This window comes from Pseudomonas sp. DVZ6, assembly GCF_024259445.1.
Classification (GTDB): domain Bacteria; phylum Pseudomonadota; class Gammaproteobacteria; order Pseudomonadales; family Pseudomonadaceae; genus Aquipseudomonas; species Aquipseudomonas peradeniyensis.
In genome coordinates, this window is the sequence record NZ_JANCLM010000002.1 from 1 (window position 1) to 22991 (window position 22991).

Genomic DNA, 22991 nt, shown 5'->3' on the forward strand with positions numbered 1-22991 from the left:
CCTACAGGGGCGCGCGATCCTCTGTAGGAGCGGCCTTGTGCCGCGAAAGGGTCGCAAAGCGACCCCGGCAATCTTGAAAACCGCAGAAGCCTTGAAAAGCGGCGCAAAGCGCCCCCGTCTTTGGGGCAGCCTCCCCAATACTCTCCACTTGTTTCTCCAACGCACTGATTCAAAACACTTTTATTGATGGCATAACGCTTGCTTCCACCCTCCACAGAACCCTTGAGCCCCGTGGAGGTGCAGCATGGTCATCCCGCTCGAAGGCGCTGTCCCGTGCGCGCCCACCCCTGCCAGCGGAGCGCGGGCATGAACCGCAAGCTGCGCCCAGCCTACCTGGGCCTGCTGCTGGGCACGGCGCTGATCGGCCTTGGCGTCGCCTACGAAAAGCTCTGGTGCGACCCCCGCGAGCTGCTGCAGGAAGCCGCCGACCCCCAAGCCCTGCATACCCTCAACCGCGATGGTGTGACCGTGGAGTTCGAGGCCCGCCCCCTGAGCGGGGGTGAGCTGCGCGAGGGGGATTTTGCCAACATCCGCTTCAAGGTCAGCGACCAGACCAGCGGCCAGCCCTTGTCGGGCATGGCCCCCGGCGCCTGGCTCGACCCCGCGCAGTCGGCGCCGGTCGGCGACCGCGACAGCAGCTGCAAGGCGCGAGTGGCGTTGTTCCTCAAGAGCAGCATCGGCGCTCGTCCTTTGCTCGATCTGAACAGCTACTTCCTGCTGGTGCTGAACAAGGACGCGAGCCTGACCGTGATCGACCCGACCGTGTCGGTGGGCGGGGTCACCAGCACCCTGGCGCGCATCGACCTGCCGGGGCGGCCCATGGACTGGGTGGCCACCGGCGATGACAAGCAGGTGTTCGTGTCCATGCCCGAACGCAACCAGGTGGCGCTGATCGACACCGAGACCTTCACCCGCGTGGCCACCCTGGAGGCCGGCGAGCAGCCGCTGCGGGTGGCGCTGCAACCCGACCAGCGCCTGCTGTGGGTGGGCAACAACAGCCAGGACCCGGCCAAGGGCGGGGTAACGGTGATTGACGTGCCCAGCCGCACCAAGCTCAAGTCGTTCGTCACCGGCTCCGGCCACCACGAGATCGCCTTCAGCGCCGATTCGCGCTTCGCCTTCGTCAGCAACCGTGACGGCGGCACCCTGAGCGTCATCGACACCGCCCAGATGCGTCTGGTGAAGACCCTCGAAGTCGGCCCGCATCCGCTGTCGGTGGCGTACTCGCCCTTGTCGCAGGCGGTGTATGTGGTCGATGGCCAGGAGGGCTCGGTGCGGGTGATCGATGCGCGCAGCCATAGCCTGCGCCATACGGTCAAGGCCGAGCAGGGCCTGGGGCCGATGCGCTTCAGCCACGATGGCCGCTACGGCGTGGTGCTCAATACCCTGGAGAACCAGGCGTTGGTGATAGATGCCAGTACCGACCAGCTGATCCACCGCATCCCGGTGGCCGCCGAGCCTTACCAGCTGACCTTTACCAAGGCCTACGCCTACGTGCGCGGCCTGGCCTCACCGAAGGTGAGCATGATCAACCTGGCAAGCCTCGGGCAGGGGCGCACGCCGATCGTCCAGGGCTTCGAGGCCGGCCCGGCGGCGCCGCGCCAGGCCGGCGACCTGCCGCTGGCCCAGGGGGTGAGCATCTCCCGCGACGACAACTCGGTGTTCGTGGTCAACCCGGTGGACAACACCACCTACTTCTACGCCGAGGGCATGAACGCACCGATGTCGGGCTACAACAACCGCGGCCACCAGGCCCGCGCCGCGCTGGTCGTCGATCGCAGCCTGCGCGAGGTGGCGCCGGGGGTGTATGGCTCGACGGTCAAGCTGCCGGCGGCCGGCACCTTCGACGTGGCGTTCCTGCTCAACCAGCCGCAGATCATCCACTGCTTCAGCACCGAGGTCGCGGCGCTGCCGCAGTCGAGCCTGCGCAAGCGGGCCCATGCCGAGTTCATCGGCACTGCCCGGCCGTTGCAGCAGCACGCGCCCTACATGGCCCAGGTACGCATCCTCGGCGAGGACGGCAAGCCGCGCCAGGGGCTCGATGACCTGAGCCTGCGCTACTTCCTGGCGCCTTCGTCGCTGCCGCGTGACGTGGCGCTGGTCGAGGTGGGCGACGGGCTCTACCAGGCACCGCTGGAGCTGGCCGAGGCCGGCGCCTGGTACCTGCACGTGCAGTCGCCCAGCCTCGGGCGCGCCTTCACCGAAGACAACTACACCAGCCTGCGCGTCCTGCCGGCCGCAGCAAAGCCCAGTACTTCCCAAGGGGAAGCCAGGAGTGTGCGATGACGCGTCTGCATGGCGGAAAACTGCTGGGCCTGAGCCTGCTGCTGGCCAGCAACCTGGCCCTGGCCCACGCCGGCCACGATCACGGCGGCCAGCCCGAGCAACCCCCGGCCGCACGCCAGGAGAAAGCCAGCGTGCGCTTCGCCGACGTGGCGCTGCTGGACCAGGACGGCATGCCAGTGCGTCTGGAGCAAGACCTGGTGGGCGATCACCTGGTGGTCATGGGCTTCATCTACACCAGCTGTACCACGGTGTGCCCGGTGGTCTCGTCGATCATGAGCAAGGTCCAGCAGCAGCTGGGCGGGCGGGTGGGCGAGGAGATCCGCCTGGTATCGATCAGCGTCGACCCGCAGCGCGACGACTCGAAACGCCTGGCCGGCTATGCCCGGGCGTTCCAGCACGGGCCGGGGTGGAGCTGGCTGACCGGTTCGCCCTATGCCATCAGCGAGACGCTCAAGGGGCTGGGCAGCTTCAGCGCCAACCTCAGCGAGCACCCGCCGCTGATCCTGGTCGGGGACGGTCGCAGCGGGCACTGGACGCGCTACTACGGCTTCACCGACCCCAACGTGTTGATCGGCGAGATCAACCGCCTGAGCGCGCGCCGGGTGCACGCCAAGAGCACGGCCATCGCCGGCCAGGAGGTGCGGCCATGAGCGCGCAGACCTCACGCCATGCCGGCATGCGCAGCCTCGACTGGCTGGTGCTCGGCGGCTGCCTGTGGATCCTCGCTTCGGTCGCGTTCGCCCACGAGGGCCACGCGCCGGCACCGCAACCCGCGCCGCAGCCCATGGTTAGCGGCGGCGGTACCCGCGATGCGCAGACCTGGTTCACCGACACCGTGCTCAAGGACCAGGACGGCCGCGAACTGCGCTTCTACAGCGATGTGCTCAAGGACAAGGTGGTGATGCTCAACGTGATCTTCACCCACTGCAACGATGCCTGCCCGCTGATCACCCGCAAGTTGCGCGAGGTGCGCGAAGCCATGGGCGCCGAGCTTGCGGCGCAGGTGACCTTCGTCTCGGTGAGCAGCGATCCGCTGAACGACACGCCCGAGGTGCTCAAGGCGTTTGCCCGCAAGCAAGGGGTGGACGGGCCGAACTGGCTGTTCCTCACCGGCGACAAGGCCAGCGTCGACCTGGTGCTCGGGCGCCTGGGGCAGTTCCTGCCCAGCCCCGAGCAGCATTCGACGCAGTTGATCGCCGGTGATGTGGCAGGCAAGCGCTGGAGCAAGATCCGCCCGGACGCGCCACCGGCGGCGATCGCTCAGCGCATGCAGCTGCTGACCCAACCGCTGGCGGGGCGGTGACTACCATGTACTTACCGACCCCTGTAGGAGCGGCCTTGTGCCGCGATCGGGCGCGAAGCGGCCGTAAATCAGGCGACGCCGATATGCCTGATATACCCCATCGCCTGTCATGGCGGCCGCTGCGCGCCCGATCGCGGCACAAGGCCGCTCCTACAGGGGCACTGTGGCTGGTGCTGCTATGCACCCCAGCCCTGGCCCTGGACCTCACCGACCACGAACAAGCGGGCAAACGCCTCTACCGCGAAGGCCTCTCCAGCAGCGACGCCCAGTTGCTGGCCCGGGTCGGCCCCGCTGACATTAGCGTGCCGGCCAGCGTGCTGCCCTGCGCCAGTTGCCACGGCAACGACGGGCGCGGCCGCAGTGAGGGCGGGGTGCGACCGCCGAGCCTGGACTGGCAGCGCCTGGCCCTCGGCCCGGGCGATCGCGAGGTCAACAACCGACGCTACCCGGCCTATACCGAAGCCAGCCTGGCGCGGGTCGTGCGCAGCGGCGTCGATCCCGCCGGCAACCACCTGGACCCGGCCATGCCGCGCTTCGAGCTGAGCCTGGCCGACCAGCGCAACCTGGCGGCCTACCTCAAGCGCCTGGGCGAAGACCGCGACCCGGGCGTGGAGGAGGGCAGCCTGCGCCTCGGTACCTTGCTGCCCGAACAGGGCCCGCTGGCCGAGGCCGGGCGGACGGTGCGGGCGGTGCTGGAGGATGGTGTCGCTCAGCTGAACCAGGCGGGGGGCATCCATGGCCGTCGACTGCAGCTGATCGCGCTGGACCCAGGGCCGGATCCAGCCAGTACCGCACAGGCGCTGGACCAGCTGATCCAGCGCGAGCGGGTTTTCGCCCTGATCGCGCCCGTGGCACCGCTGCTCGACAGTCGTCAGTTGGCACAAGCGGGCCTGCCGCTGATCGGCGCCACGCCGCGCAGTGGCGGCAGCGCGCAGGTGTTCGACCCTTTGCCGGGCGTACCCGAGCAATTGCTCAGCGTGGCCTTGCATGCCCGCGACAGCCTTGGCCTGGCAGCCGATGCCGTGCAGGTGATCTACGCCGGTGACGACCAGGCCGAGGCGGCGCAGGTTGTACAGCAGCGCTTGCGCCAGTTGGGCTTTCCTGGCGTATCCGCGCAAGCGTTCACCGGCCAGGCGCTGGCGGGCGAGGGCATCGTCTTCCTGGGGCGCGCCCAGGCGTTTGCCGAGCTGGCCGCCAGCCTGCAGGCCGGCGGACGCAACCCATACCTGATGGCCGCGTCGAGCCAGGTGGCCGGTGCCGTGCCGGGGCTGGCACCGGCCTGGTCGCGACGCGTGCTGCTGGCCTATCCGTTCGTGCCTGGCGACTGGACCGCGAGGGGCCGGGCGACCTTGGCCGGCGTGCAGCAGCGCCAGGGGCTGGAACCGCGCCAGGCGTCGCTGCAGGTGAGCACGCTGTGCGCCTGGCAGTTGCTGGTCGAAGCCCTGAAACAGGTGGGGCGCGACGCCAGCCGTGAACAACTGCTCGGCGCCCTGGAACAGTTGCATGACGTCGAGACCGGGCTGACGCCGTTGCTGGGCTTCGGCCCTGGGCGCCGCCAGGGCATGGCCGGCGCCCACGTGGTGGTGGTGAGCCTGCCGGGGCCGGGCTATGTCGAGGTGGCGCCGTATCGTCCGGTACCGGACTCACCATGACCCTTTCAGGAGTGGATGACCATGCGTGTACTGATTGCCTGCCTGCTGTCACTGCTTGCCCTGGCAAGCCACGCCGACACGCCGGCGGCGCGGGTCAATGGCGTGGACATCGGCGTGCTGCGGCTGGAGCGCTATTTCAGCGAATACCTGCAGGCCCAGGGGCGGGCGGTGGCGAGCATCCGCAACCCCAACCTTTACCAGCGCCTGCGCGAGCAGGCCCTGGATGAACTGATCGACAAGGAGCTGCTATGGCAGGAGGCCAAGCGCCAGGGCGTCGAGATCAGTGATGCGCAGCTGACGGCCCGAATCGACGAGGTGGAGGCGGCCTTCGGCAGTCCCGCGGTGTTCGAGCGCCGCCTGGAGGAGGCGGGCTTCGATCGGCGCAGCTTCGCTGACTACACTCGTCAGGAGATGGCCGCCCAGCAGGTCTACGCCCGGCTGACGGCGGTGGTCGAGCCCAGCGAAGCCGAGGTCGCGGCCTTCCATCAGGCCAATCGGCAAAGACTGCAAGGGATGCAGAACCAAAGTGATAATACTTCTGTCTTACCTGAACACGGCCTGCGCCTGGCCAGGGCAGCGCTCGTCGCGCAATTGCAGGCCCAGGCGCGTCAAGCGGTGCGCCAACGTTTGCGTGATTCCGCTACAGTGGAGCGCGCCGATTGAAGCCGCGCCAGGGCGTTCCCCCACTGTTGGGGAATGCCCCAAAGGCAAAGTGCCATCAGCTTCCCCGGTTGTGGGGGGACGGCCTGCCGGCACGGCTTGAAGTGGATTGAAAGCAACAACGATATCAATGACTTGAAAGCGGTGCGCAATGACTTTTCATGCCTGGCACGAAGCCTGCTCAAGCCTCTACAAGGCCGCACTTCGCAGACCGGGAAACCGGGCAGTTCATGGGAGTGGACCTTGGTGAACAGAGTATTGGTAGTCGATGACGAACAGACCCTTGCGCAGAACCTGCAAGCGTATCTGCAGGCGCAAGGCCTGGAGGTCCATCTCGCCCATGACGGTGCCAGCGGCATCGATCAGGCCGAGAACCTGGCACCGGACGTGATCGTGCTGGATTACCGCTTGCCCGACATGGAGGGGTTTCAGGTCCTGGAGACCGTGCGCAGGAACAGGTCGTGTCATTTCGTGCTGATCACCGCCCACCCGACCGCCGAGGTCCGTGAGCGCGCCGCCGAGCTGGGTGTGACCCATGTCCTGTTCAAGCCGTTCCCGCTGATGGAACTGGCCCGCGCCGTCTTCGACCTGATGGGCATCGAGCGCCAGCGCAGGAGCACCGACCAGCCGGCCACGGGGTTCGTCGAACGACGCCAGAACAGGAACGAGTCGTTCCCCTTGCAGTTGTACGATGGCAGCTGGGTCCTGGCCGACCGCCGACGCAACGGCGCCAAGCCTCCCGAACCTGACGACGATCAACTGCTCACCGGGGAATAGCGGCGCCCAAGGTCCCCCAGCCTGCAGCGCCGCCCCTGAGCGGAGTCGCAGGCCATGTCCCAGGCATTCGATACAGATCCACTGGACCCATCGCGGGGCAAGCCCGCTCCCACGCAACTGGCTACGGACTCGTGGGAACGGGCTTGCCCCGCGATTGCTGGCTACCCCCGCGATCTCCTGACCCAGGCCCGCCAGCAAGCCGGCGAAGAGCGCCTGCTGGCCTGTCTGGAACGCCTCGCCGGTGACACGCCCGCCACCTTCACCCAGCGCCTGGCCGCCACCCTGCATTACCCGGCACTCGCCACCCAGACCCTGTTCGCCTGCGCCCCGGCCTTCGACCAGGTCAGCCTGGCGCAATGCCTGAAGCGCGAATTCGCCCTGGTCGAGCACAACGGCGAGCGGGTCGGCGTGTTCGCCGACCCCTTCGACAGTGCCCGCCTGGCCTGGATCGACGACTGCCTGCAGGGCGCGCCGCTGTACCTGGTCCACGCCGCCGACCTGGCCGCGTTCCTGGCCCGCCACGAAGAGAGCTTCCACGCCGTCGACGCCCTCGGCCACGACGCCGAGGCCGGTGGCGAGGCCGACCCGCTGCAGCGCCTGTCGCTGACCAGCATCAGCGAAGACCAGAGCCGGGTGGTCAAGCTGGTCAACTCGACCCTGTACGACGCCCTCAAGCTGCACGCCAGCGACATCCACTTGGGCATGACCGGCCAGGGCCTGACCATCAAGTACCGCATCGACGGCGTGCTCAACGGTGCCGGCAAGGCCAGCGGCAGCGCCTTCGCCGAGCAGGTGATCTCGCGCATCAAGGTCATGGCCGAGCTGGACATCGGCGAGAAGCGCGTGCCCCAGGACGGGCGCTTCAAGGTGGCCATCGGCGAGCGGCAGATCGACTTTCGCGTCTCGATCATGCCGAGCATCTTCGGCGAGGACGCGGTGCTGCGGGTGCTGGACAAGCAGGACCTGTCCGACCAGGTCAGCGGCGTACAGCTGCAGGCGCTGGGTTTCGAGGAGCACACCCTGCGCGCCCTGCGCCGCCTGGCCAGCGAACCCTACGGCATGATCCTGGTCACCGGGCCCACCGGCAGCGGCAAGACCACCACGCTGTACGCCATGCTCAGCGAGATCAACCACGGCGTCGACAAGATCATCACCATCGAAGACCCGGTCGAGTACCAGCTGCCCGGCGTGCTGCAGATCCCGGTCAACGAGAAGAAGGGCCTGACCTTCGCCCGCGGCCTGCGTTCGATCCTGCGCCACGACCCGGACAAGATCCTGGTCGGCGAGATCCGCGACCCGGACACCGCGCAGATCGCCGTGCAGTCGGCGCTTACCGGGCACCTGGTGTTCACCACCATCCACGCCAACAACGTGTTCGACGTGATCGGCCGCTTCAGCCAGATGCAGGTCGACCCCTACAGCTTCGTCTCGGCGCTCAACGCCGTGCTGGCCCAGCGCCTGGTACGCCTGGCCTGCCCGCATTGCGCGGTGCCCTGCGAGCCCGACGACGAACTGCTGGCCGCCTCGGGCCTGGCCCGTGACGCGGTGGCCGGCTGGCGCTTCGTGCGCGCCCAGGGTTGCGGCCAGTGCCGTGGCAGTGGCTACCGCGGGCGCAACGCCATTGCCGAGCTGCTGCACCTGGACGACGACCTGCGGCAGATGATCGTCGAACGCCGCCCGCTCGCGCAGATCAAGCAGCTGGCCTGCCAACGCGGTCTGCGCCTGCTGCGTGCCTCGGCCCTGGACCTGGTCCGCAACGGCCGCACCACACTCGAGGAGATCAACCGTGTCACATTTATCGCCTGATCGGTATTGCGCCGTACTCGGCGCCGAGGGTGTCGGCCTGGGCCGCTGGCACGGTCATCAACACCAGTGGCTGGGCAGTCGCGCCTTCAACTGCGACGCCGCCCAGCCGGCCTGGGCCGCGGCCCTGGAGGCCCTGGCCGGCCTGCTCGACGAGCACCCGGCACGCGGCGCGCAACTGCGGGTGCTGCTCTCGGCCCGCTACAGCCGCTTCTGCCTGGTGCCCTGGAGCGACGCCATAGGCACCCCGGGCGAGCTGGACAGCTACGCCCGGGCCTGCTTCGAACATCTCTACGGCCAGGCCCTGGACGATTGGCGCATCGTCCTGTCGCCGGAGCCGGCAGGCGCCGCGCGCATCGCCACCGCGCTGCCCGAGGCGCTGCTCCAGGGCCTGCAGGCCCTGGGCCGGGAAAGCCGGCTGAGCCTGCGCTCGGTGCAGCCGTACCTGATGGCCGCCTACAACCGCTGCTCGGCACAGCTGGCCCAGGGCGACTTCCTGTTCGTGCTCGCCGAGCCGCGCCGCAGCGTGCTGCTGCTGGCCGCCGGCGGCGCCTGGCAACAGGTGCTGGCCCAGGGCTGCGCCGACAGCGACCAGGCCCTGCAGGCGCTGATCGAGCGCACCTGCGAGCTGTACGGCGAGCAGCTGCCGCGGGTGTACCTGCACGCGCCGGGACGCACGGCGGCCTCGCAGCTGGCGGCGGTGCAGCTGTGCGCGCCTTGCGCCGAGGCCGACCCGCTGTGCGCCATGTGGCGGGCGGTGGCCTGACATGCGCCGCCTCGACCTGGAATTCCAGCCCCGTCACAGCAGCCCCCTGGCCTGGTCGCTGCTGGCCCTGGGCGGCGCCGTGCTGGCGGTGCTGGTGCTGGCCCAGCAGCAACTGGTGAGCGAGCAGGTGGACCTTGAAGGCCGCGTGCACCAGCTCGAACTCAAGCTCGGCCGGCGCCCGGCCACCGCTGCCGTGCAGAGCAGCGCGGTGATCCGCGAGCAGGCCGAGCGCCTGGCACAGATGCGCAGCGTCTCCCAGCAGCTGCAGCGTCCCTGGCAGCAACTGTTCGCCATGCTCGAGGCGATGCCACAGGAAGACGTGGCGTTGCTCAGCCTCACCCCAGACGCACGCAAGGGCCAGGTCCGCATCAGCGCCGAGGCGCGCAACCTCGAGGCGATGCTGCAGTACCACCAGCGCCTGGAGCGCAGCGCCGAGCTGTCCGACGTGTCGCTGCTCAACCACGAAGTGCTGGCCGGGCAGGCCGAGCATCCGGTGCGTTTCAACCTCACCGCCACCTGGGAGACCGGCCATGCGCGTCCCTAGCCTGATTGTCCACGAAGCGCTGCGGCGCCTGGGCCGGGCAGGGCTGGCGGCGCTGCTGGTTGGCGCCCTGGCGCTGGCCATCGCCCTGGCCGGGGTGCTGCCGCACTGGCAGGCGGTGCGCGAGCTGCGCGCCAGCGAGGCCGATGCCAGCGCCCAGGTGCAGCGTCTGGCGCGTGGCGAGCTGAAGGTCCAGGCCCGACCCGAGCAGCAGGCCCTGGACGAACTGCGCCAGCAGTTGCCCGGCCAACCCCAGGCCAGCGAGCTGATCGAGCGCCTGTACCACCTGGCCAGCGCCGAGCGCATCAGCCTGTCCCGCGGCGAGTACGCCCTGGGGGTGGACCCCAAGACCCAGCTGGCGCGCTACCAGATTGTCCTGCCGGTGCGTGGCAGCTACCCGCAGATCCGCGGCTTCCTCAAGGCACTGCTCGGCCAGTTGCCGACCCTGGTGCTGGAAGACCTGGAGCTGCAGCGCAAGCGGATCGGTGACAGGGAACTGACCGGTCGTGTGCGCATGACCCTTTACCTGTCGAGGTCGTGATGAACACTCAGCGTGCGGTGATGTGGGCCGGGTTCCTCGGGGTGAGCGCCGCGCTGGCGTGGGCGCCGGGGCACTGGTTCGGCCTGGAGGACGAGGCGGCCGGCCCGATCGCGGGGCAAGCCCGCTCCCACGCAGCCCCCACCAACGTGGGAGCGGGCTTGCCCCGCGATGAGGCCACTAGCCCTTCACGCGACCTGTTCCCCAGCCAGCAATGGACCCCACCCCAGGCCCTGGCCACCGTCACCGAACAACCCGTGGTCACCGCCCCGGTGGCCGCCGCGCCCACCGCGCCGACACTGCCGTTTCGCTTCATCGGCCGCATGGGCGAACGCGACGACCTGCAGATCTTCCTGCAGAGCGGCGACAAGCTCTACGTCGTGCGCCAGGGCGACGTGATCGATGACACCTACCGTCTGGACCAGGTCTCGGCCACCGAGCTGAGCCTGGTCTACCTGCCACTGCACCAGCCACAGACCCTGTCTGTCGGGAGCGCCCCATGAAATCGTCGAAGTTGTGCAAGCCTGCACCGTTCATGCTCCTGGCCCTGTGCGTGGCCATCGGCGGATGTGGCTCGAGCGCCGCGCGCAAGGACAGCCAGGAGCTGATCAAGGAAGGCCAGTACGAGGCCGGGATCGCCCGCCTGGAAGAGGCCCTGCGCGAGGACCCGCGTGACACCGAACTGAACATCGCCCTGGCCCACGGCCGCCAGGCCGCGGTCGAGGCGCTGCTGACCCAGGCCGACAGCGACCGCGTGCGCCACGACTTCGCTGGCGCGCGCATGGGCTACGGCCGGGTGCTGACCATAGAGGCCAACAACCGCCGTGCCCAGGAAGGCATCCGCCAGCTGGAGCTGATCCGCACCCTCGACGATCGCGTCGCCCTCGGCCAGGCGGCGTTGCGCCAGGGCGACCTGTTCGGCGCCGAGCGCTACATGCGCGAGGTGCTGCGCCTGGATCCGCAGAACCAGAAAGGCCAGATGCTGCGCAGCGACATCGAGAACGTCCAGGCGCGCACCGCCACGCCGTACCCGCAGCTACGCAGCAAGCTGGAACGGCCGGTGACCCTGGAGTTTCGCGATGCTGACCTGAAGACCATCTTCGAGGTGCTGGCCCAGGTTGCCGGGATCAACTTCATCTTCGACAAGGACCTGCGCCCGGACATGAAGGCCACCATCTTCGTGCGCGAGGTGCGCATCGAGGACGCCGTGGCCCTGCTGCTGGAGCAGAACCAGATGCGCCAGAAGATCGTCAACGACAACACCCTGCTGATCTACCCGGACTCGCCGCAGAAGACCAAGGACTACCAGGAACTGGTCATGCGTACCTTCTACCTGACCAGCATCGACGCCAACACCGCGCTGAACATGGTCAAGACCATGCTCAAGACCCGCGACGTGTTCGTCGACGAGCGCCTCAACACCCTGACCATGCGTGACACCCCCGACGCCGTGCGCATGGCCGAGAAACTGCTGCAGTCCCAGGACCAGTCCAACCCCGAGGTGGTGCTGGAAGTGGAGGTGATGGAGGTGGCCACCTCGCGCATCCTCGACCTCGGCCTGCAATGGCCCAACACCTTCGGCGTGCTGACCAGCGACGGCAAGTCGGTGAGCGTGCTCGACCAGCTGCGCGGCATCGACTCCAGCCGCATCAGCATCTCGCCGGCGCCGCAGGCCAAGATCAACGCCCAGGACAAGGACATCAACACCCTGGCAAGCCCCGTGATCCGGGTCAGCAACCGCGAGCAGGCGCGCATCCACATCGGCCAGCGGGTGCCGATCATCAGCGCGACCTCGGTGCCCTCGACCCAGGGCCCGGTGATCACCGAGAGCGTCACCTACCTGGACGTCGGCCTCAAGCTCGAAGTGCAGCCCACCGTGCACCTGAACAACGAGGTGGCGATCAAGGTGGCGCTGGAAGTGAGCAACGCCACGCCCCTGGAGGCGACCCGCCAGGGCACCATCCCGGTCCAGGTCGACACCCGCAACGCCCAGACCAGCCTGCGCCTGCACGATGGCGAGACCCAGGTGCTGGCCGGGCTGGTGCGCAACGACCACAACGCCAGCGGCAACAAGATCCCGGGGCTGGGTGACATTCCCGGCCTGGGCCGGCTGTTCGGCAGCAACAAGGACGACATGAGCAAGTCCGAACTGGTGCTGGCGATCACCCCGCGCATCGTGCGCAACCTGCCGTACCAGAGCCCGTCGGACATGGAGTTCGCCACCGGCACCGAGTCGGCCCTGCAGGTGCGCCAGCTGGCCCAGCCGGTGCCGGCCAGCGCGGTGCCCACCGAGGTGCCGGGCAGCGAGTCGCAGGAGGCGCCGCTGGTGGAAGGGCAGATGGCGGTGGTGCCCGCCAGCCCGAGGCCACGGCCATGACACGCCGCCAGCAGGGCTTCAGCCTGATCGAGGTGGTGCTGACCCTGGCGCTGCTCGGGCTGCTCGCCAGCATGGCCGCGCCACTGACCGAGACCGTGGTGCGCCGGGGCAAGGAGCAGCAACTGCGCGAGGCCCTGTACCAGATCCGCGACGCCATCGATGCCTACAAGCGCGCCTTCGACGCCGGCTACATCGAGAAGCGCCTGAACGGCAGCGGCTATCCACCGAACCTGCAGGTGCTGGTGGACGGCGTGCGCGATGTGCGCAGCGCCAAGGGCGCGAAGTTCTACTTCCTGCGGCGCATCCCCCACGACCCGCTGCGCGCCGCCAAGGCCGACGACCAGGGCGGCTGGGGCCTGCGCGCCTACGACAGCGCGGCCGACAACCCGCGCGAGGGCGAGGACGTGTTCGACGTCTATTCCACGGCCGCCGGCAAGGGCCTCAACAACGTCCCCTACGGGCAATGGTGACGGCGATGAAACCGAGCAAGGGCTTTACCCTCATCGAACTGCTGGTGGTGATGGCGATCATCGCCACCCTGATGACCATCGCCATGCCGCGCTACTTCAACAGCCTGGAGGCCTCCCGCGAGGCCACCCTGCGCCAGAGCCTGGCGGTGCTGCGCGAGGCCCTGGACCACTACTACGGCGACACCGGGCACTACCCCGATTCCCTCGATCAGCTGGTGGAGCAGCGCTACCTGCGCAACACACCGGTCGACCCGATCACCGAGCGCCGCGATGCCTGGCAGCTGGTGCCGCCGCCCGAGGGCGTGGCTGGCGGGGTGGCCGACATCAAGAGTGGAGCCAGCGGGAGGGCGCGTGATGGCAGCCTCTATGCCGAATGGTGAAACCGGCTTCACCTACCTGGGCGTGCTGCTGCTGATCGCCATCAGCAGCGTGGCCTTGGCGGCCACCGGCACCCTGTGGGCCACCAGCGTGCAGCGCGAGCGTGAGCGCCAGCTGCTGTGGGTGGGCGGCCAGTACGCCCAGGCCCTGCGCAGCTACTACCGCGCCTCGCCGGGCCTGGCCCAGTACCCGCAGGACCTGGGCGAGCTGGTGGAGGACAACCGTTTCCCGGCGCCGCAGCGCCACCTGCGCAGGCTCTACCCGGACCCGGTCGGCGGCGGCGAGGCGTGGGGCCTGCTGCGCGCGGTCGATGGCCGTATCACCGGGGTGTACAGCCGCTCCGAGACCGCGCCGCTCAAGCGCAGTGGCTTCGACGCCCAGTGGAGCGCTTTCGAAGGGCTGGAGCACTACAGCGACTGGCAGTTCGTCGCCGAGCAGGCCTTTGCCGAGAGCGCCGGCGGCGCCCGCCAGCACGCAGGCCCGGGAGAGGCGCCATGAAACGCCTGGCCACGTTGCTGTGCCTGTGCCTGGCGCTGCTGCAGGGCCAGGCCCGGGCGGGTGCCGAGGACGAGATGATGGGTTTTATCGTCGACAACACCATCTCGCACATCGGCCACGACTTCTATCACGCCTTCAGCGACCGGCTGCGCGCCACCAGCCGGCTCGACTTCAACCTGGTGGTGCGCGAACGCCCGGATGCCCGCTGGGGCAGCCTAGTGACGGTGGAATACGAGCGCGAGGTGCTGTACCGGCGTTTCCTGCCGCCCAACACCACGCAACTCAACGACGAGGCCATCGCGGCCGCCGACCTGGTCAGGCAGCAGATCGTCCAGCGCAAGCTGCAACGACTGCTGCAGGACACAACTGATCTTGAGAGGGACGAGCTATGAGCACCCACCTTGCACGACGCATCGCCGCCTGCCTGCTGGCTGCCGGCCTCGGTGGCCAGGCCCTGGCCACCGAACTGGTGTACACCCCGGTCAACCCGTCCTTCGGCGGCAACCCGATCAATGGCACCTGGCTGCTGAACAACGCCCAGGCGCAGAACGACTACGACGATCCCGACCTCAAGGACCGCAGCTCGGCATTCGCCGGCACCTCGGCCCTGGAGCGCTTCAGCAACCAGCTCGAGTCGCGCCTGCTCGGGCAACTGCTGGACAACATCAGCAACGGCAACACCGGCAGCATGTCCACCGACGCCTTCCTGATCGACGTCATCGACGACTCGGGGGCGCTGAGCATCAAGGTCACCGACCGGGCCACCGGGGAAGTCTCGATCATCGAGGTCAGCGGCCTGAACCCCTGAGAGGGACGGGTCTTTACTGGGGAGAGAACGCCATGAAACGCCTGCTGAGCACACTGCTGGTCCTCGCCGCCCTGGGTAGCCTGCCAGGCTGCGGCCTGCGCGAGCCGATGCCCGCCGAACAGGACCCCGAGACCCCGACGCTGACGCCGCGGGCCTCGACCTACTACGACCTGGTCAACATGCCTCGGCCCCGCGGCCGGCTGATGGCGGTGGTGTACGGTTTCCGCGACCAGACCGGGCAATACAAGCCGACCCCGGCCAGTTCGTTTTCCACCAGCGTCACCCAGGGGGCGGCGAGCATGCTGATGGACGCGCTCAACGCCAGCGGCTGGTTCGTGGTGCTGGAGCGCGAGGGCCTGCAGAACCTGCTGACCGAGCGCAAGATCATCCGCGCCTCGCAGAAGAAGCCCGACGTCGCGGAAAACATCCAGGGCGAGCTGCCGCCGCTGCAGGCGGCCAACCTGATGCTCGAGGGCGGCATCATCGCCTACGACACCAATGTGCGCAGCGGCGGTGAGGGCGCCCGCTACCTGGGCATCGGCCTGTCCCGCGAGTACCGGGTCGACCAGGTCACGGTCAACCTGCGGGCGGTGGACGTGCGCACCGGCCAGGTGCTGGCCAACGTGATGACCAGCAAGACCATCTACTCGGTCGGGCAGAACGCCGGGGTGTTCAAGTTCATCGAGTTCAAGAAGCTGCTCGAAGCCGAGGTGGGCTACACCACCAACGAACCGGCGCAGCTGTGCGTGCTGTCGGCCATCGAAGCCGCGGTGGGCCACCTGCTGGCCCAGGGGATCGAGCGGCGGTTGTGGCAGGTGGCGGGGGATGGGGCGGGGGACAAGGCGGTGCTGGACAAGTACCTGAGTCAGTATCAGCAGCCGTAAGTCGAGGTTACGCGCTTGCCTGTAGGAGCGGCCTTGCGCCGCGAAAGGGCCGCACAGCGGCCCCGGGATTTGCGCGCTAATGCAAAGATCGGCGGGGCTGCTTTGCAGCCCTTTCGCGGCACAAGGCCGCTCCTACAGGGGAAGTGCATTGCGGGGGGATCCTGGGTCCGGCCTCTTATCGTAGCGTTGCCGAGCTTGAACTATCGCCGGCATGTTCGACTCCGCCCAATGCGCCAGTTGTTCCACCGTGCCGCCCAGTGTCGCGCCCAGTTCGGTCAGGGCGTATTCGACGGTGGGCGGCACGGTCGGGTGTACCTGGCGTTCCACCAGACCATCGCGCTCGAGCCTCTTCAGGGTCTGCGACAGCACCTTTTGCGAGACCCCGGCGATATCCCGGCGCAGTTGGTTGAAGCGCACCCGCTCACCAGCGCTGAGGCGGTCGATGAGCAGCAGCACCCATTTGTCGGCCAGGCGATCGAGCACCAGGCGTGCCGGGCAGTTCGGGGCGAAGACGTCGTAGGCCGGGCATTCGCGGTAGTGGGCCATGGGTTACTCCAAGGTAATCAGGTGAGTGAAAAGTGCCTTCTTGAGCGCTTTGTCGGGGCTGGTTAGGCTGTTGTCCATGGTTCGCGGCCGCGCCATGCCCCCTTGTAAACGCACTGAAGGAAATCAGGATGAACACCGAAACCAAGGCTTCGGCGCTGCGTGCCGCCCGCTGCATCTCCATGCTGCTGCTGACGGCGGCGGCCAATCTGGGCAACGCCAGTGAGCTGGTGACGCCGGCCACGCTGGTGGTCGACCAGAGCCTGCCCGAGGCCCAGGCGCAGCAGCAGATCCTCGCCGCCCGCCGCTACGACACCTTCTGGAACACCGGCGACGAGGCCATGGCCCGCGCCGCGCTGGCCGCCGACTTTCGCGACAACACCCTGCCGCCGGGGCGGGCGCAGGGCGTCGAAGGGCCGCTGGAGGCTTCCCGGACATTCCGCGCGGCGGTGCCGGACCTGCGCTGCGAGGTGCTGCAGATGATCGTCGCGGGCGACCGGGTCACCGCGGCGCTGCGCTTCACCGGCCATTTCACCGGCACACTGGGCGAGCACCAGGGCCAGGGTCAGGCCATCGACTTCATCGCCATGGACATCTATCGCATCGCCGATGGCCGCATCGCCGAGGACTGGCATCTGGAGGACAACCTGGCGTTCATGCGCCAGGCGGGCCTGGTGGGGCTGTAGGAGCGGCCTTGTGCCGCGAAAGGGCCGCGAAGCGGCCCAGCAATATCTGCCTTGAGGCTGAGATCCCGGGGCTGCTGCGCAGCCCTTTCGCGGCACAAGGCCGCTCCTACAGGTTGGGCCTGGCCTGCGATCAGCTGAACACCCGCGGCGGATTGACCGGCGCATCGCCCTGGGCCAGGGTCCAGCGGGCGATGTCGTCCTTGCGCATGAACGCCACCCCGGCATGGCTGCGCGCGTAGGCGAAGAACTGGTCCAGCGCCCGTACCACGGTGGGCGTGCCGCCGATGCGGTCATGGGCCGACAGTGACATCAGCCGGCGGCGCTGGCGGCCTTCGGCGTACAGCACGTCGAACTCGTCCTTGAGCTCCTGCAGCAAGGCCGCGCCAGTCATCGCCGTGGACCCGGCGATGCGGCCGATGTCGTTGTTGCGCAGGGTGTAGGGCACCACGGCGAACGGCTTGCCGCGCACCGGGGTGATCGACGGCTCGTCGCGAGCCAGGTCGTCGATGTGGTAGAGGAAACCCAGGTCCTGGAGGATATTCAGGGTCTCGCGGGAGTGGCGCATCCAGAACGCGTTGAAACCCAGCGGACGTTGCCCGGTGACGCGTTCGATTATGCCGCTGGCCTGCTGGTACTGGCGGCGCTCCTCGGCGGGCGTCAGGCTGTACTGGGGCGCCCAGTGCAGGCCGTGACCGGCGGCTTCGTGACCACGCCGGACCACCTCGGCCGCCAGCTCCGGGTAAGCTTCCACGGCCTTGCCGACCATGTGCGAAGTAACCTTGATGCCGTGCCGGTCGAACAGCGCGAGCAGGCGCGGCACGCCTTCCAGCGGGCCGTAGCGGTACCAGCTGGGGGCGATGGTGTCGGGGTAGCGTGGGTCCAGGGGCGGGAAGGGGCTTTCGGCATGCTCCGGCTGCCCACCCGATTCGAACTGCAACGACACCGATATCACCAGTTGCGCGCCGTTGGGCCAGAACGCCTTGCCATCGCTGCTACCTGGCGTCGTCCCGTTGGTGCTGCCTGGCTCGCTCGCCAGTGCCGCGCCCGCCGCCACGGCGATGCCGCCGGCAAGGGTGCCTTTCATGAAGTCTCTTCTGCTGGTCATCGGTTCGCTCCTGAGTGCGTGGGTTTCGATGCCGGGCAGTGTAATTAGCGAGAAAATCGCTAATAATCAGCCGAAAGGCAAAATCATATTTCGGAAAAAGCGAAAGCCATGCTGGATCAACTGGCGTTGTTCCTCACCATCATCGAAAAGGGCAGCCTGTCGGCGGCGGGCCGTGAACGTGGGCTGTCACCGGCCACCGTGTCCGAGCGCCTTTCGGCGCTGGAGTCGCATTACGGGGTGACGCTGCTGACCCGCAGCACCCGCTCGCTCAGCCTGACCGACGCCGGTCGCCTGCTGGCCGACGGCGCCCGGCGCCTGCTGGCCGAGGCCGACGAGCTGCAGAGCCAGCTGCGCCACGGCCAGCAGAAGATCTCCGGGCTGGTGCGCCTGAGCGCCCCGGTGGACCTCGGCCAGCACTGCATTGCACCGCTGCTCGACCGCTTCCTTGCCGAACACCCCGAAGTGTCGATCGACCTGGACCTGACCGATGGCTACGTCGACCTCGTAGGGCAGGGCATCGACTTCGCCATCCGCTACGGCACATTGGCCGACAGTTCGCTGCGCGCCCGGCCCCTGGGCGACAACCGCCGGGTGGTGTGCGCCGCGCCCGATTACCTGGGCCGGCACGGCACACCACTGCACCCGGACGACCTGGCGCGGCACGACTGCATCGTCATGCGCTTCGGCATCCACACCGAGCGGGTCTGGCCGTTTCGCCTGGGCTCGGCGGCCTATCCGGTCAGCGTGCGCGGCCGGCGGGTCGCCAACAACGGCGAGCAGGTGCGGCGCTGGGCCCTGGCCGGGCATGGCCTGTGCCTGAAGTCGCTGCGCGATGTGCGCGATGACCTGGACAGTGGCCGACTGGTGGAGGTGCTGGGCGACTTCAGCGCCGGGCAGGTGGCGTTGCAGATCGTCTATCCGCCGACCCGGGTGCAGCCGAGGCGGGTGCGGGCGCTGATGGAGGCGATCGTGGCGGAGCTTGGGGCGGGGTATTTGTAGGAGCGGCCTCGTGCCGCGAAAGGGCCGCAGAGCGGCCCCCGGATGTCAGCGTTGACGCAAAGATCGCCGGGGCCGCTACGCGGCCCTTTCGCGGCACAAGGCCGCTCCTACAGTAGATGGACAGTGGCCTGGCTGAACTATAGTGATGGGCGGCCAGTGCGTGACGACAAGGGACTTTGATGGCAGCAGCCAGGAAACACACTGATGACAGCGTCTTCGCGGTGACCGGCGAGGGCCGCGCCGTGTCGTTGTTCCGCCTGGTACTGGGTTTCATGGCGGTGGTGATGCTGGCGTTCGTGCTGATCGAGGGCTGGCGGATCTGGCGCGAGTACCGGCAGGCGTTCAGCGACGCCGAGAACGCGGTCACCAACCTGGCCAGGGCCACCGCCCAGCACGCCGAGGACGCCATCCGCCAGGTGGACGCGATCACCGCCGTCCTGGCCGAGCGCCTGGAAGGCGATGGCTTCGCCCATGTCGATCGACCGCGCCTGCACGCCCTGCTCAAGCAGCAGGTGAAAATCATGCCGCAGTTGCACGGCCTGTTCGTCTACGGCGCCGATGGCAGCTGGATCGTCACCGACAAGGACGCCGTGCCGCCGGGTGCCAACAACGCCGACCGCGACTATTTCATCTACCACCAGACCCACGCCGGTCACCAGGTGCGTATCGGCTCGGTGGTGCGCAGCCGTTCCACGGGCGACCTGATCATCCCCATCTCGCGGCGCCTGGACCTGCCCGATGGCCGCTTCGCCGGGGTGCTGCTGGGCACCATCAAGGTCGACTGGTTCGTGCGTTACTACGGTGATTTCAAGATCGATGAACGTGGCGCCCTGGTGCTGGCCAAACGCGACGGTACCATCCTCGTGCGCCGGCCGTTCGTCGAGCAGGTCATTGGCCGCAGCCTGGCGGGCAGCGAGATCTTCCGTCTTTACCTGCCCTACGCCAGCGAAGGCGTGACCGAAGCGGTGGCGGTGGTTGATGGCACCACCCGGTTGTATGCGTTCCGTGCGCTGTCCAGCTACCCGCTGGTGGTACAGGCGGGCTTGTCCCGCGAGTCGATCGTCGGGCCCTGGCGGCATGACATGATCAAGTCACTGGCCGTGCTGGTCCTGCTGCTGGTCGGCCTGGCCGGCTTCGGCTGGATCGTCCTGCGCCAGTTGCGCGAGCGCATCGCCATCGAGCGCGCACTGCACCAGGCCCACCAGACCCTAAAGGCGCTGGCCCTGAGCGACAGCCTGACCGGTTTGGGCAACCGCCGACGCCTGGACGCGGTGTTCGAGCCGGAGATCCGCCGGGCACGGCGCCAGGGCCGGCCGCTGGCCCTGGTGATGCTCGACCTGGACTACTTCAAGGCCTACAACGACCGCTACGGCCACCCGGCGGGCGACCAGTGCCTGCGGCGTTTCGCCGAGCTGTTGCGCCAGGCCCTGAAGCGCCCCGGGGACCTGGCGGTGCGTTATGGCGGCGAGGAGTTCACCCTGTTGTTGCCCGATACCGATGGCCAGGGCGCCAGCCAGATCGTCCAGGAGATCCTGCAGCTGTTGCGCCGGCTGGCCATCGAGCATGCCGGCAGCCCGCTGGGACACGTCTCGGCCAGTGCCGGTATTGCGGTGGGCGCGCCGACGCTGGAGACGGTGACCCCGGAGAACCTGATGGCGGCTGCGGATGCGGCGCTTTATGAAGCCAAGCGCCAGGGGCGGGATCGCTACTGTCTTGCGGCCAGCGCGGAGCAGCATCCGGCGCATTGAGGCCGCAGGAATCGCCCAGGCATCACCAGCGTTGTGCGGGCATTCGTGGGAGCGGGCTTGCCCCGCGATAGCGTCCGATCAGGCAATGAAGGTGCCTGGACAGGCCTCATCGCGGGGCAAGCCCGCTCCCACGAAAGGTCCCCGTCCGGGGTGTTACTCCACCTCTACCAACACCCCATCACGGCCAAGCCGATAACGCTGCAGGTCCCGGGCCAGGGTCAGGTGCCCGTTGTAGTGCGCCTGCGCCTCTTCGCGTACCTCCTCGATGGAGCCACCACGCCCACCGCCCGACTGGTAGCGAGCACTGAAATGCGTCAGCACCAGGTTCCTCACGCCCGCCGTTTCGGCGAAGCGCGCCACTGCGGCGGCGGTGCTGTGGCCGAAGGTCGCCTGGGCACGCTCGACCACCGGCTGGGTGAAGGTGGCCTCATGGACCAGCACATCCACGTTCGCCGCCAGCGTGCTCAACAGCTCCGGGCGGTCGTTGTCGCCGCAGACGATGATCCGCTGCGCCGGGCGCGTCGGTTGCAGGTAAGTCTGCGGATCAAGCTGGCGCCCCTCGTGCTCGACAGTCCTGCCACGGGCCAGTTGCCCCCACAACGGCCCGGCGGGGATGCCGTCGGCCTGCAGGCGCTGGGTGTCCAGCCGTGGCTCTGGGTCACGTTCCTCGAACACGAAACCGTAGGACGGTACCCGGTGCGACAGCTCGACCACGCCGATCTGCACATTGCCATGTTCCAGCCCGGTGAAGGTCTCGACCGGCTGCATCTGCAGCTCGAAGGGCAGGTAGGTGTCGCTGACCGCCAGGCTCTGGCGCACCCAGGCCTGAAGCTCGGCCGGCAGCACCAGCTGTAAGGGTTCCTTGCGCCCCGACATGCCGGCACTGGCCAGCAGCCCCGGCAAGCCGAAGCAGTGGTCGCCGTGCACATGGGTGATGAGGATGGCGCGCAGGTCGCGCACCGACAGCGGGCTGTGCAGCAACTGGTGTTGGGTACCTTCGCCGCAATCGACCAGGTACCAGCCGGTGCCTGAGGATTCGATGACTGCGGTCGCACTGACGTTGCGGGCCTTGGTGGGCACACCGGAAGAGGTGCCCAGAAACTGCAGGTCCATTGCCTGACTCCTTGATTCGATGTTGTTGCGACCCCGCAGGACGGGGCGCGCGGAGGCTAGCATGGCACTGTCGCAGGGGCCAGTGTGCTCCCAACATCGAGCTTACGCGCTACCAGGCCGGACTAGTAGACACCGCCCTGGGCGCTGGCAGCGGCCCCTTCCTTGAACTTGCCCACCAACGTCTGCAAGCCGCGCATCAGCACCGTGGTGTCGACCCCGACCGCGACGAACGCCGCGCCCAGCTCGATGTAACGGCGCGCCAGCGCCTCGTCGGCGCTGAGGATCCCCGCCGCCTTGCCGGCACGGCCGATGCGCACGATGGCGTCGTCGATGGCCGCCTGCACTTCGGGATGTCCCGGGTTACCCCGGTGGCCCATGGCGGCGCTGAGGTCGGCGGGGCCGATGAACACGCCATCGACGCCTTCGACGGCGCAGATCGCATCCAGGTTGGCCAGGCCTTCGCGGTTCTCCACCTGCACCAGCAGGCACATCTGTTCGTCGGCCTGGTCCAGGTAGTCGGGCAAGCTGTTCCAGCGCGACGCTCGTGCCAACGCGCTGCCGACACCGCGCACACCGTGGGGCGGGTAGTGCATCGCCCGCACCAGCTGGCGTGCCTGCTCGGCGCTTTCGACCATGGGCACCAGCAGGGTCTGCGCGCCGATATCCAGCAATTGCTTGATCAGCGCGGTATCGCCGATCACCGGGCGCACGATGGGTTGGGCCGGGTAGGGCGCCACCGCCTGCAACTGGCCGAGCAGGCTGCGCAGGTCGTTGGGCGCGTGCTCGCCGTCGAGCAGCAGCCAGTCGAAGCCGGCATTGGCCGCCAGCTCCGCGCAGTACGGGTCGGCCAGGCCGAGCCACAGGCCGATCTGCGCCTGGCCTGCGCGCAGGCGTTGTTTGAAGGTGTTGATGGGCATGTCCATGGGCGGTCCTCGTTGAGCGTGTGGGGTCGCAGGTACACTGTGGGAGCGGGTTCACCCGCGAATGCGATGGTGATGCTGATGATGCTTTCGCGGGTGAACCCGCTCCCACGGGAATCTCTGCTGTCTGGGCAGG

At 68.3% G+C, this 22991-nt stretch carries 25 protein-coding genes; 21 read left to right on the forward strand and 4 right to left on the reverse strand.

Translation table 11 applies throughout. The features are described 5' to 3' along the window. The first annotated feature begins 306 nt into the window (after positions 1 to 306). The 18 genes from NMG10_RS01375 to NMG10_RS01460 all read left to right on the forward strand — a co-directional run bounded on the left by NMG10_RS01375 (position 307) and on the right by NMG10_RS01460 (position 15741). Complete coding sequence (locus NMG10_RS01375; protein WP_254463541.1) at positions 307 to 2286, forward strand: cytochrome D1 domain-containing protein; 1980 nt, start codon at positions 307 to 309, stop codon at positions 2284 to 2286. After that, positions 2283 to 2936 (forward strand): SCO family protein, encoded by a 654-nt coding sequence (locus NMG10_RS01380; protein ID WP_203646734.1) that lies wholly within the window; start codon positions 2283 to 2285, stop codon positions 2934 to 2936. The genes NMG10_RS01375 and NMG10_RS01380 overlap by 4 nt, the downstream gene beginning before the upstream one ends. Beyond that, entirely contained in the window at positions 2933 to 3589 is a 657-nt protein-coding gene (locus NMG10_RS01385; RefSeq protein WP_254463543.1) for an SCO family protein, read from the forward strand. Before NMG10_RS01380 ends, NMG10_RS01385 begins: the two co-directional genes overlap by 4 nt. Before the next feature lie 83 nt (positions 3590 to 3672). Then, positions 3673 to 5241 (forward strand): ABC transporter substrate-binding protein, encoded by a 1569-nt coding sequence (locus NMG10_RS01390; protein ID WP_254463545.1) that lies wholly within the window; start codon positions 3673 to 3675, stop codon positions 5239 to 5241. 21 nt (positions 5242 to 5262) lie between these two features. Continuing rightward, entirely contained in the window at positions 5263 to 5904 is a 642-nt protein-coding gene (locus NMG10_RS01395) for a SurA N-terminal domain-containing protein (RefSeq protein ID WP_254463547.1), read from the forward strand. A 240-nt stretch (positions 5905 to 6144) separates the two neighbouring features. Beyond that, complete coding sequence (locus NMG10_RS01400) at positions 6145 to 6678, forward strand: response regulator (protein WP_203646729.1); 534 nt, start codon at positions 6145 to 6147, stop codon at positions 6676 to 6678. 54 nt (positions 6679 to 6732) lie between these two features. Further along, on the forward strand, positions 6733 to 8484 hold the full coding sequence (locus NMG10_RS01405) for a GspE/PulE family protein (protein WP_254463549.1): 1752 nt from the start codon (positions 6733 to 6735) through the stop codon (positions 8482 to 8484). Further along, positions 8465 to 9247, forward strand: a complete 783-nt coding sequence (locus NMG10_RS01410; protein WP_203646728.1) for a hypothetical protein — start codon at positions 8465 to 8467, stop codon at positions 9245 to 9247. The genes NMG10_RS01405 and NMG10_RS01410 overlap by 20 nt, the downstream gene beginning before the upstream one ends. Before the next feature lies 1 nt (position 9248). Continuing rightward, a complete protein-coding gene (locus NMG10_RS01415) occupies positions 9249 to 9791 on the forward strand; it encodes a PilN domain-containing protein (protein WP_110739465.1) in 543 nt (180 codons plus the stop codon). Then, positions 9778 to 10329 carry a type 4a pilus biogenesis protein PilO gene (gene pilO / locus NMG10_RS01420; protein WP_232855122.1) on the forward strand — a complete coding sequence of 184 codons (552 nt, stop codon included), beginning with the start codon at positions 9778 to 9780 and terminating at the stop codon, positions 10327 to 10329. Before NMG10_RS01415 ends, pilO begins: the two co-directional genes overlap by 14 nt. Continuing rightward, complete coding sequence (locus NMG10_RS01425; protein WP_203646725.1) at positions 10329 to 10829, forward strand: hypothetical protein; 501 nt, start codon at positions 10329 to 10331, stop codon at positions 10827 to 10829. Before pilO ends, NMG10_RS01425 begins: the two co-directional genes overlap by 1 nt. Further along, positions 10826 to 12703, forward strand: a complete 1878-nt coding sequence (locus NMG10_RS01430) for a secretin N-terminal domain-containing protein (RefSeq protein WP_232855120.1) — start codon at positions 10826 to 10828, stop codon at positions 12701 to 12703. The genes NMG10_RS01425 and NMG10_RS01430 overlap by 4 nt, the downstream gene beginning before the upstream one ends. After that, the gene (locus NMG10_RS01435; protein ID WP_232855119.1) at positions 12700 to 13173 is read left to right on the forward strand and encodes a type II secretion system protein; all 474 of its coding nucleotides are present in this window, start codon (positions 12700 to 12702) and stop codon (positions 13171 to 13173) included. Before NMG10_RS01430 ends, NMG10_RS01435 begins: the two co-directional genes overlap by 4 nt. A 5-nt stretch (positions 13174 to 13178) precedes the next feature. Next, entirely contained in the window at positions 13179 to 13553 is a 375-nt protein-coding gene (locus tag NMG10_RS01440) for a type II secretion system protein (RefSeq protein ID WP_096050074.1), read from the forward strand. After that, the gene (locus NMG10_RS01445) at positions 13528 to 14049 is read left to right on the forward strand and encodes a type II secretion system protein (protein ID WP_254463551.1); all 522 of its coding nucleotides are present in this window, start codon (positions 13528 to 13530) and stop codon (positions 14047 to 14049) included. Before NMG10_RS01440 ends, NMG10_RS01445 begins: the two co-directional genes overlap by 26 nt. Beyond that, on the forward strand, positions 14046 to 14441 hold the full coding sequence (gene csgE / locus NMG10_RS01450; RefSeq protein ID WP_254463553.1) for a curli production assembly/transport protein CsgE: 396 nt from the start codon (positions 14046 to 14048) through the stop codon (positions 14439 to 14441). The genes NMG10_RS01445 and csgE overlap by 4 nt, the downstream gene beginning before the upstream one ends. Beyond that, complete coding sequence (locus NMG10_RS01455; RefSeq protein WP_050705917.1) at positions 14438 to 14857, forward strand: curli assembly protein CsgF; 420 nt, start codon at positions 14438 to 14440, stop codon at positions 14855 to 14857. Before csgE ends, NMG10_RS01455 begins: the two co-directional genes overlap by 4 nt. A gap of 32 nt (positions 14858 to 14889) precedes the next feature. After that, positions 14890 to 15741 (forward strand): CsgG/HfaB family protein, encoded by an 852-nt coding sequence (locus NMG10_RS01460; RefSeq protein WP_186735546.1) that lies wholly within the window; start codon positions 14890 to 14892, stop codon positions 15739 to 15741. 132 nt (positions 15742 to 15873) lie between these two features. Here NMG10_RS01460 and NMG10_RS01465 read toward each other — a convergent pair whose 3' ends face one another. After that, a complete protein-coding gene (locus NMG10_RS01465) occupies positions 15874 to 16287 on the reverse strand; it encodes a helix-turn-helix domain-containing protein (RefSeq protein WP_232855117.1) in 414 nt (137 codons plus the stop codon). A 179-nt stretch (positions 16288 to 16466) separates the two neighbouring features. On the opposite strand from NMG10_RS01465, the gene NMG10_RS01470 reads away from it, so the two are divergent. Next, entirely contained in the window at positions 16467 to 16970 is a 504-nt protein-coding gene (locus NMG10_RS01470) for an ester cyclase (RefSeq protein ID WP_254463763.1), read from the forward strand. Positions 16971 to 17100: 130 nt separating this feature from the next. Here the strand turns inward: NMG10_RS01470 and NMG10_RS01475 are convergent, their stop codons facing one another. Continuing rightward, entirely contained in the window at positions 17101 to 18075 is a 975-nt protein-coding gene (locus NMG10_RS01475) for a polysaccharide deacetylase family protein (protein WP_254463555.1), read from the reverse strand. 108 nt (positions 18076 to 18183) lie between these two features. Here NMG10_RS01475 and NMG10_RS01480 point away from each other — a divergent pair, with 108 nt between their 5' ends. Both NMG10_RS01480 and NMG10_RS01485 read left to right on the forward strand, forming a co-directional pair. Then, complete coding sequence (locus NMG10_RS01480; RefSeq protein WP_254463557.1) at positions 18184 to 19074, forward strand: LysR family transcriptional regulator; 891 nt, start codon at positions 18184 to 18186, stop codon at positions 19072 to 19074. 179 nt (positions 19075 to 19253) lie between these two features. Continuing rightward, positions 19254 to 20822, forward strand: a complete 1569-nt coding sequence (locus NMG10_RS01485; RefSeq protein ID WP_254463559.1) for a sensor domain-containing diguanylate cyclase — start codon at positions 19254 to 19256, stop codon at positions 20820 to 20822. Positions 20823 to 20975: 153 nt separating this feature from the next. Here the strand turns inward: NMG10_RS01485 and NMG10_RS01490 are convergent, their stop codons facing one another. Both NMG10_RS01490 and hpaI read right to left on the reverse strand, forming a co-directional pair. Next, entirely contained in the window at positions 20976 to 21935 is a 960-nt protein-coding gene (locus NMG10_RS01490; protein ID WP_254463560.1) for a ribonuclease Z, read from the reverse strand. Positions 21936 to 22057: 122 nt separating this feature from the next. Next, entirely contained in the window at positions 22058 to 22858 is an 801-nt protein-coding gene (gene hpaI, locus NMG10_RS01495) for a 4-hydroxy-2-oxoheptanedioate aldolase (protein ID WP_254463562.1), read from the reverse strand. Positions 22859 to 22991: the final 133 nt, after the last annotated feature.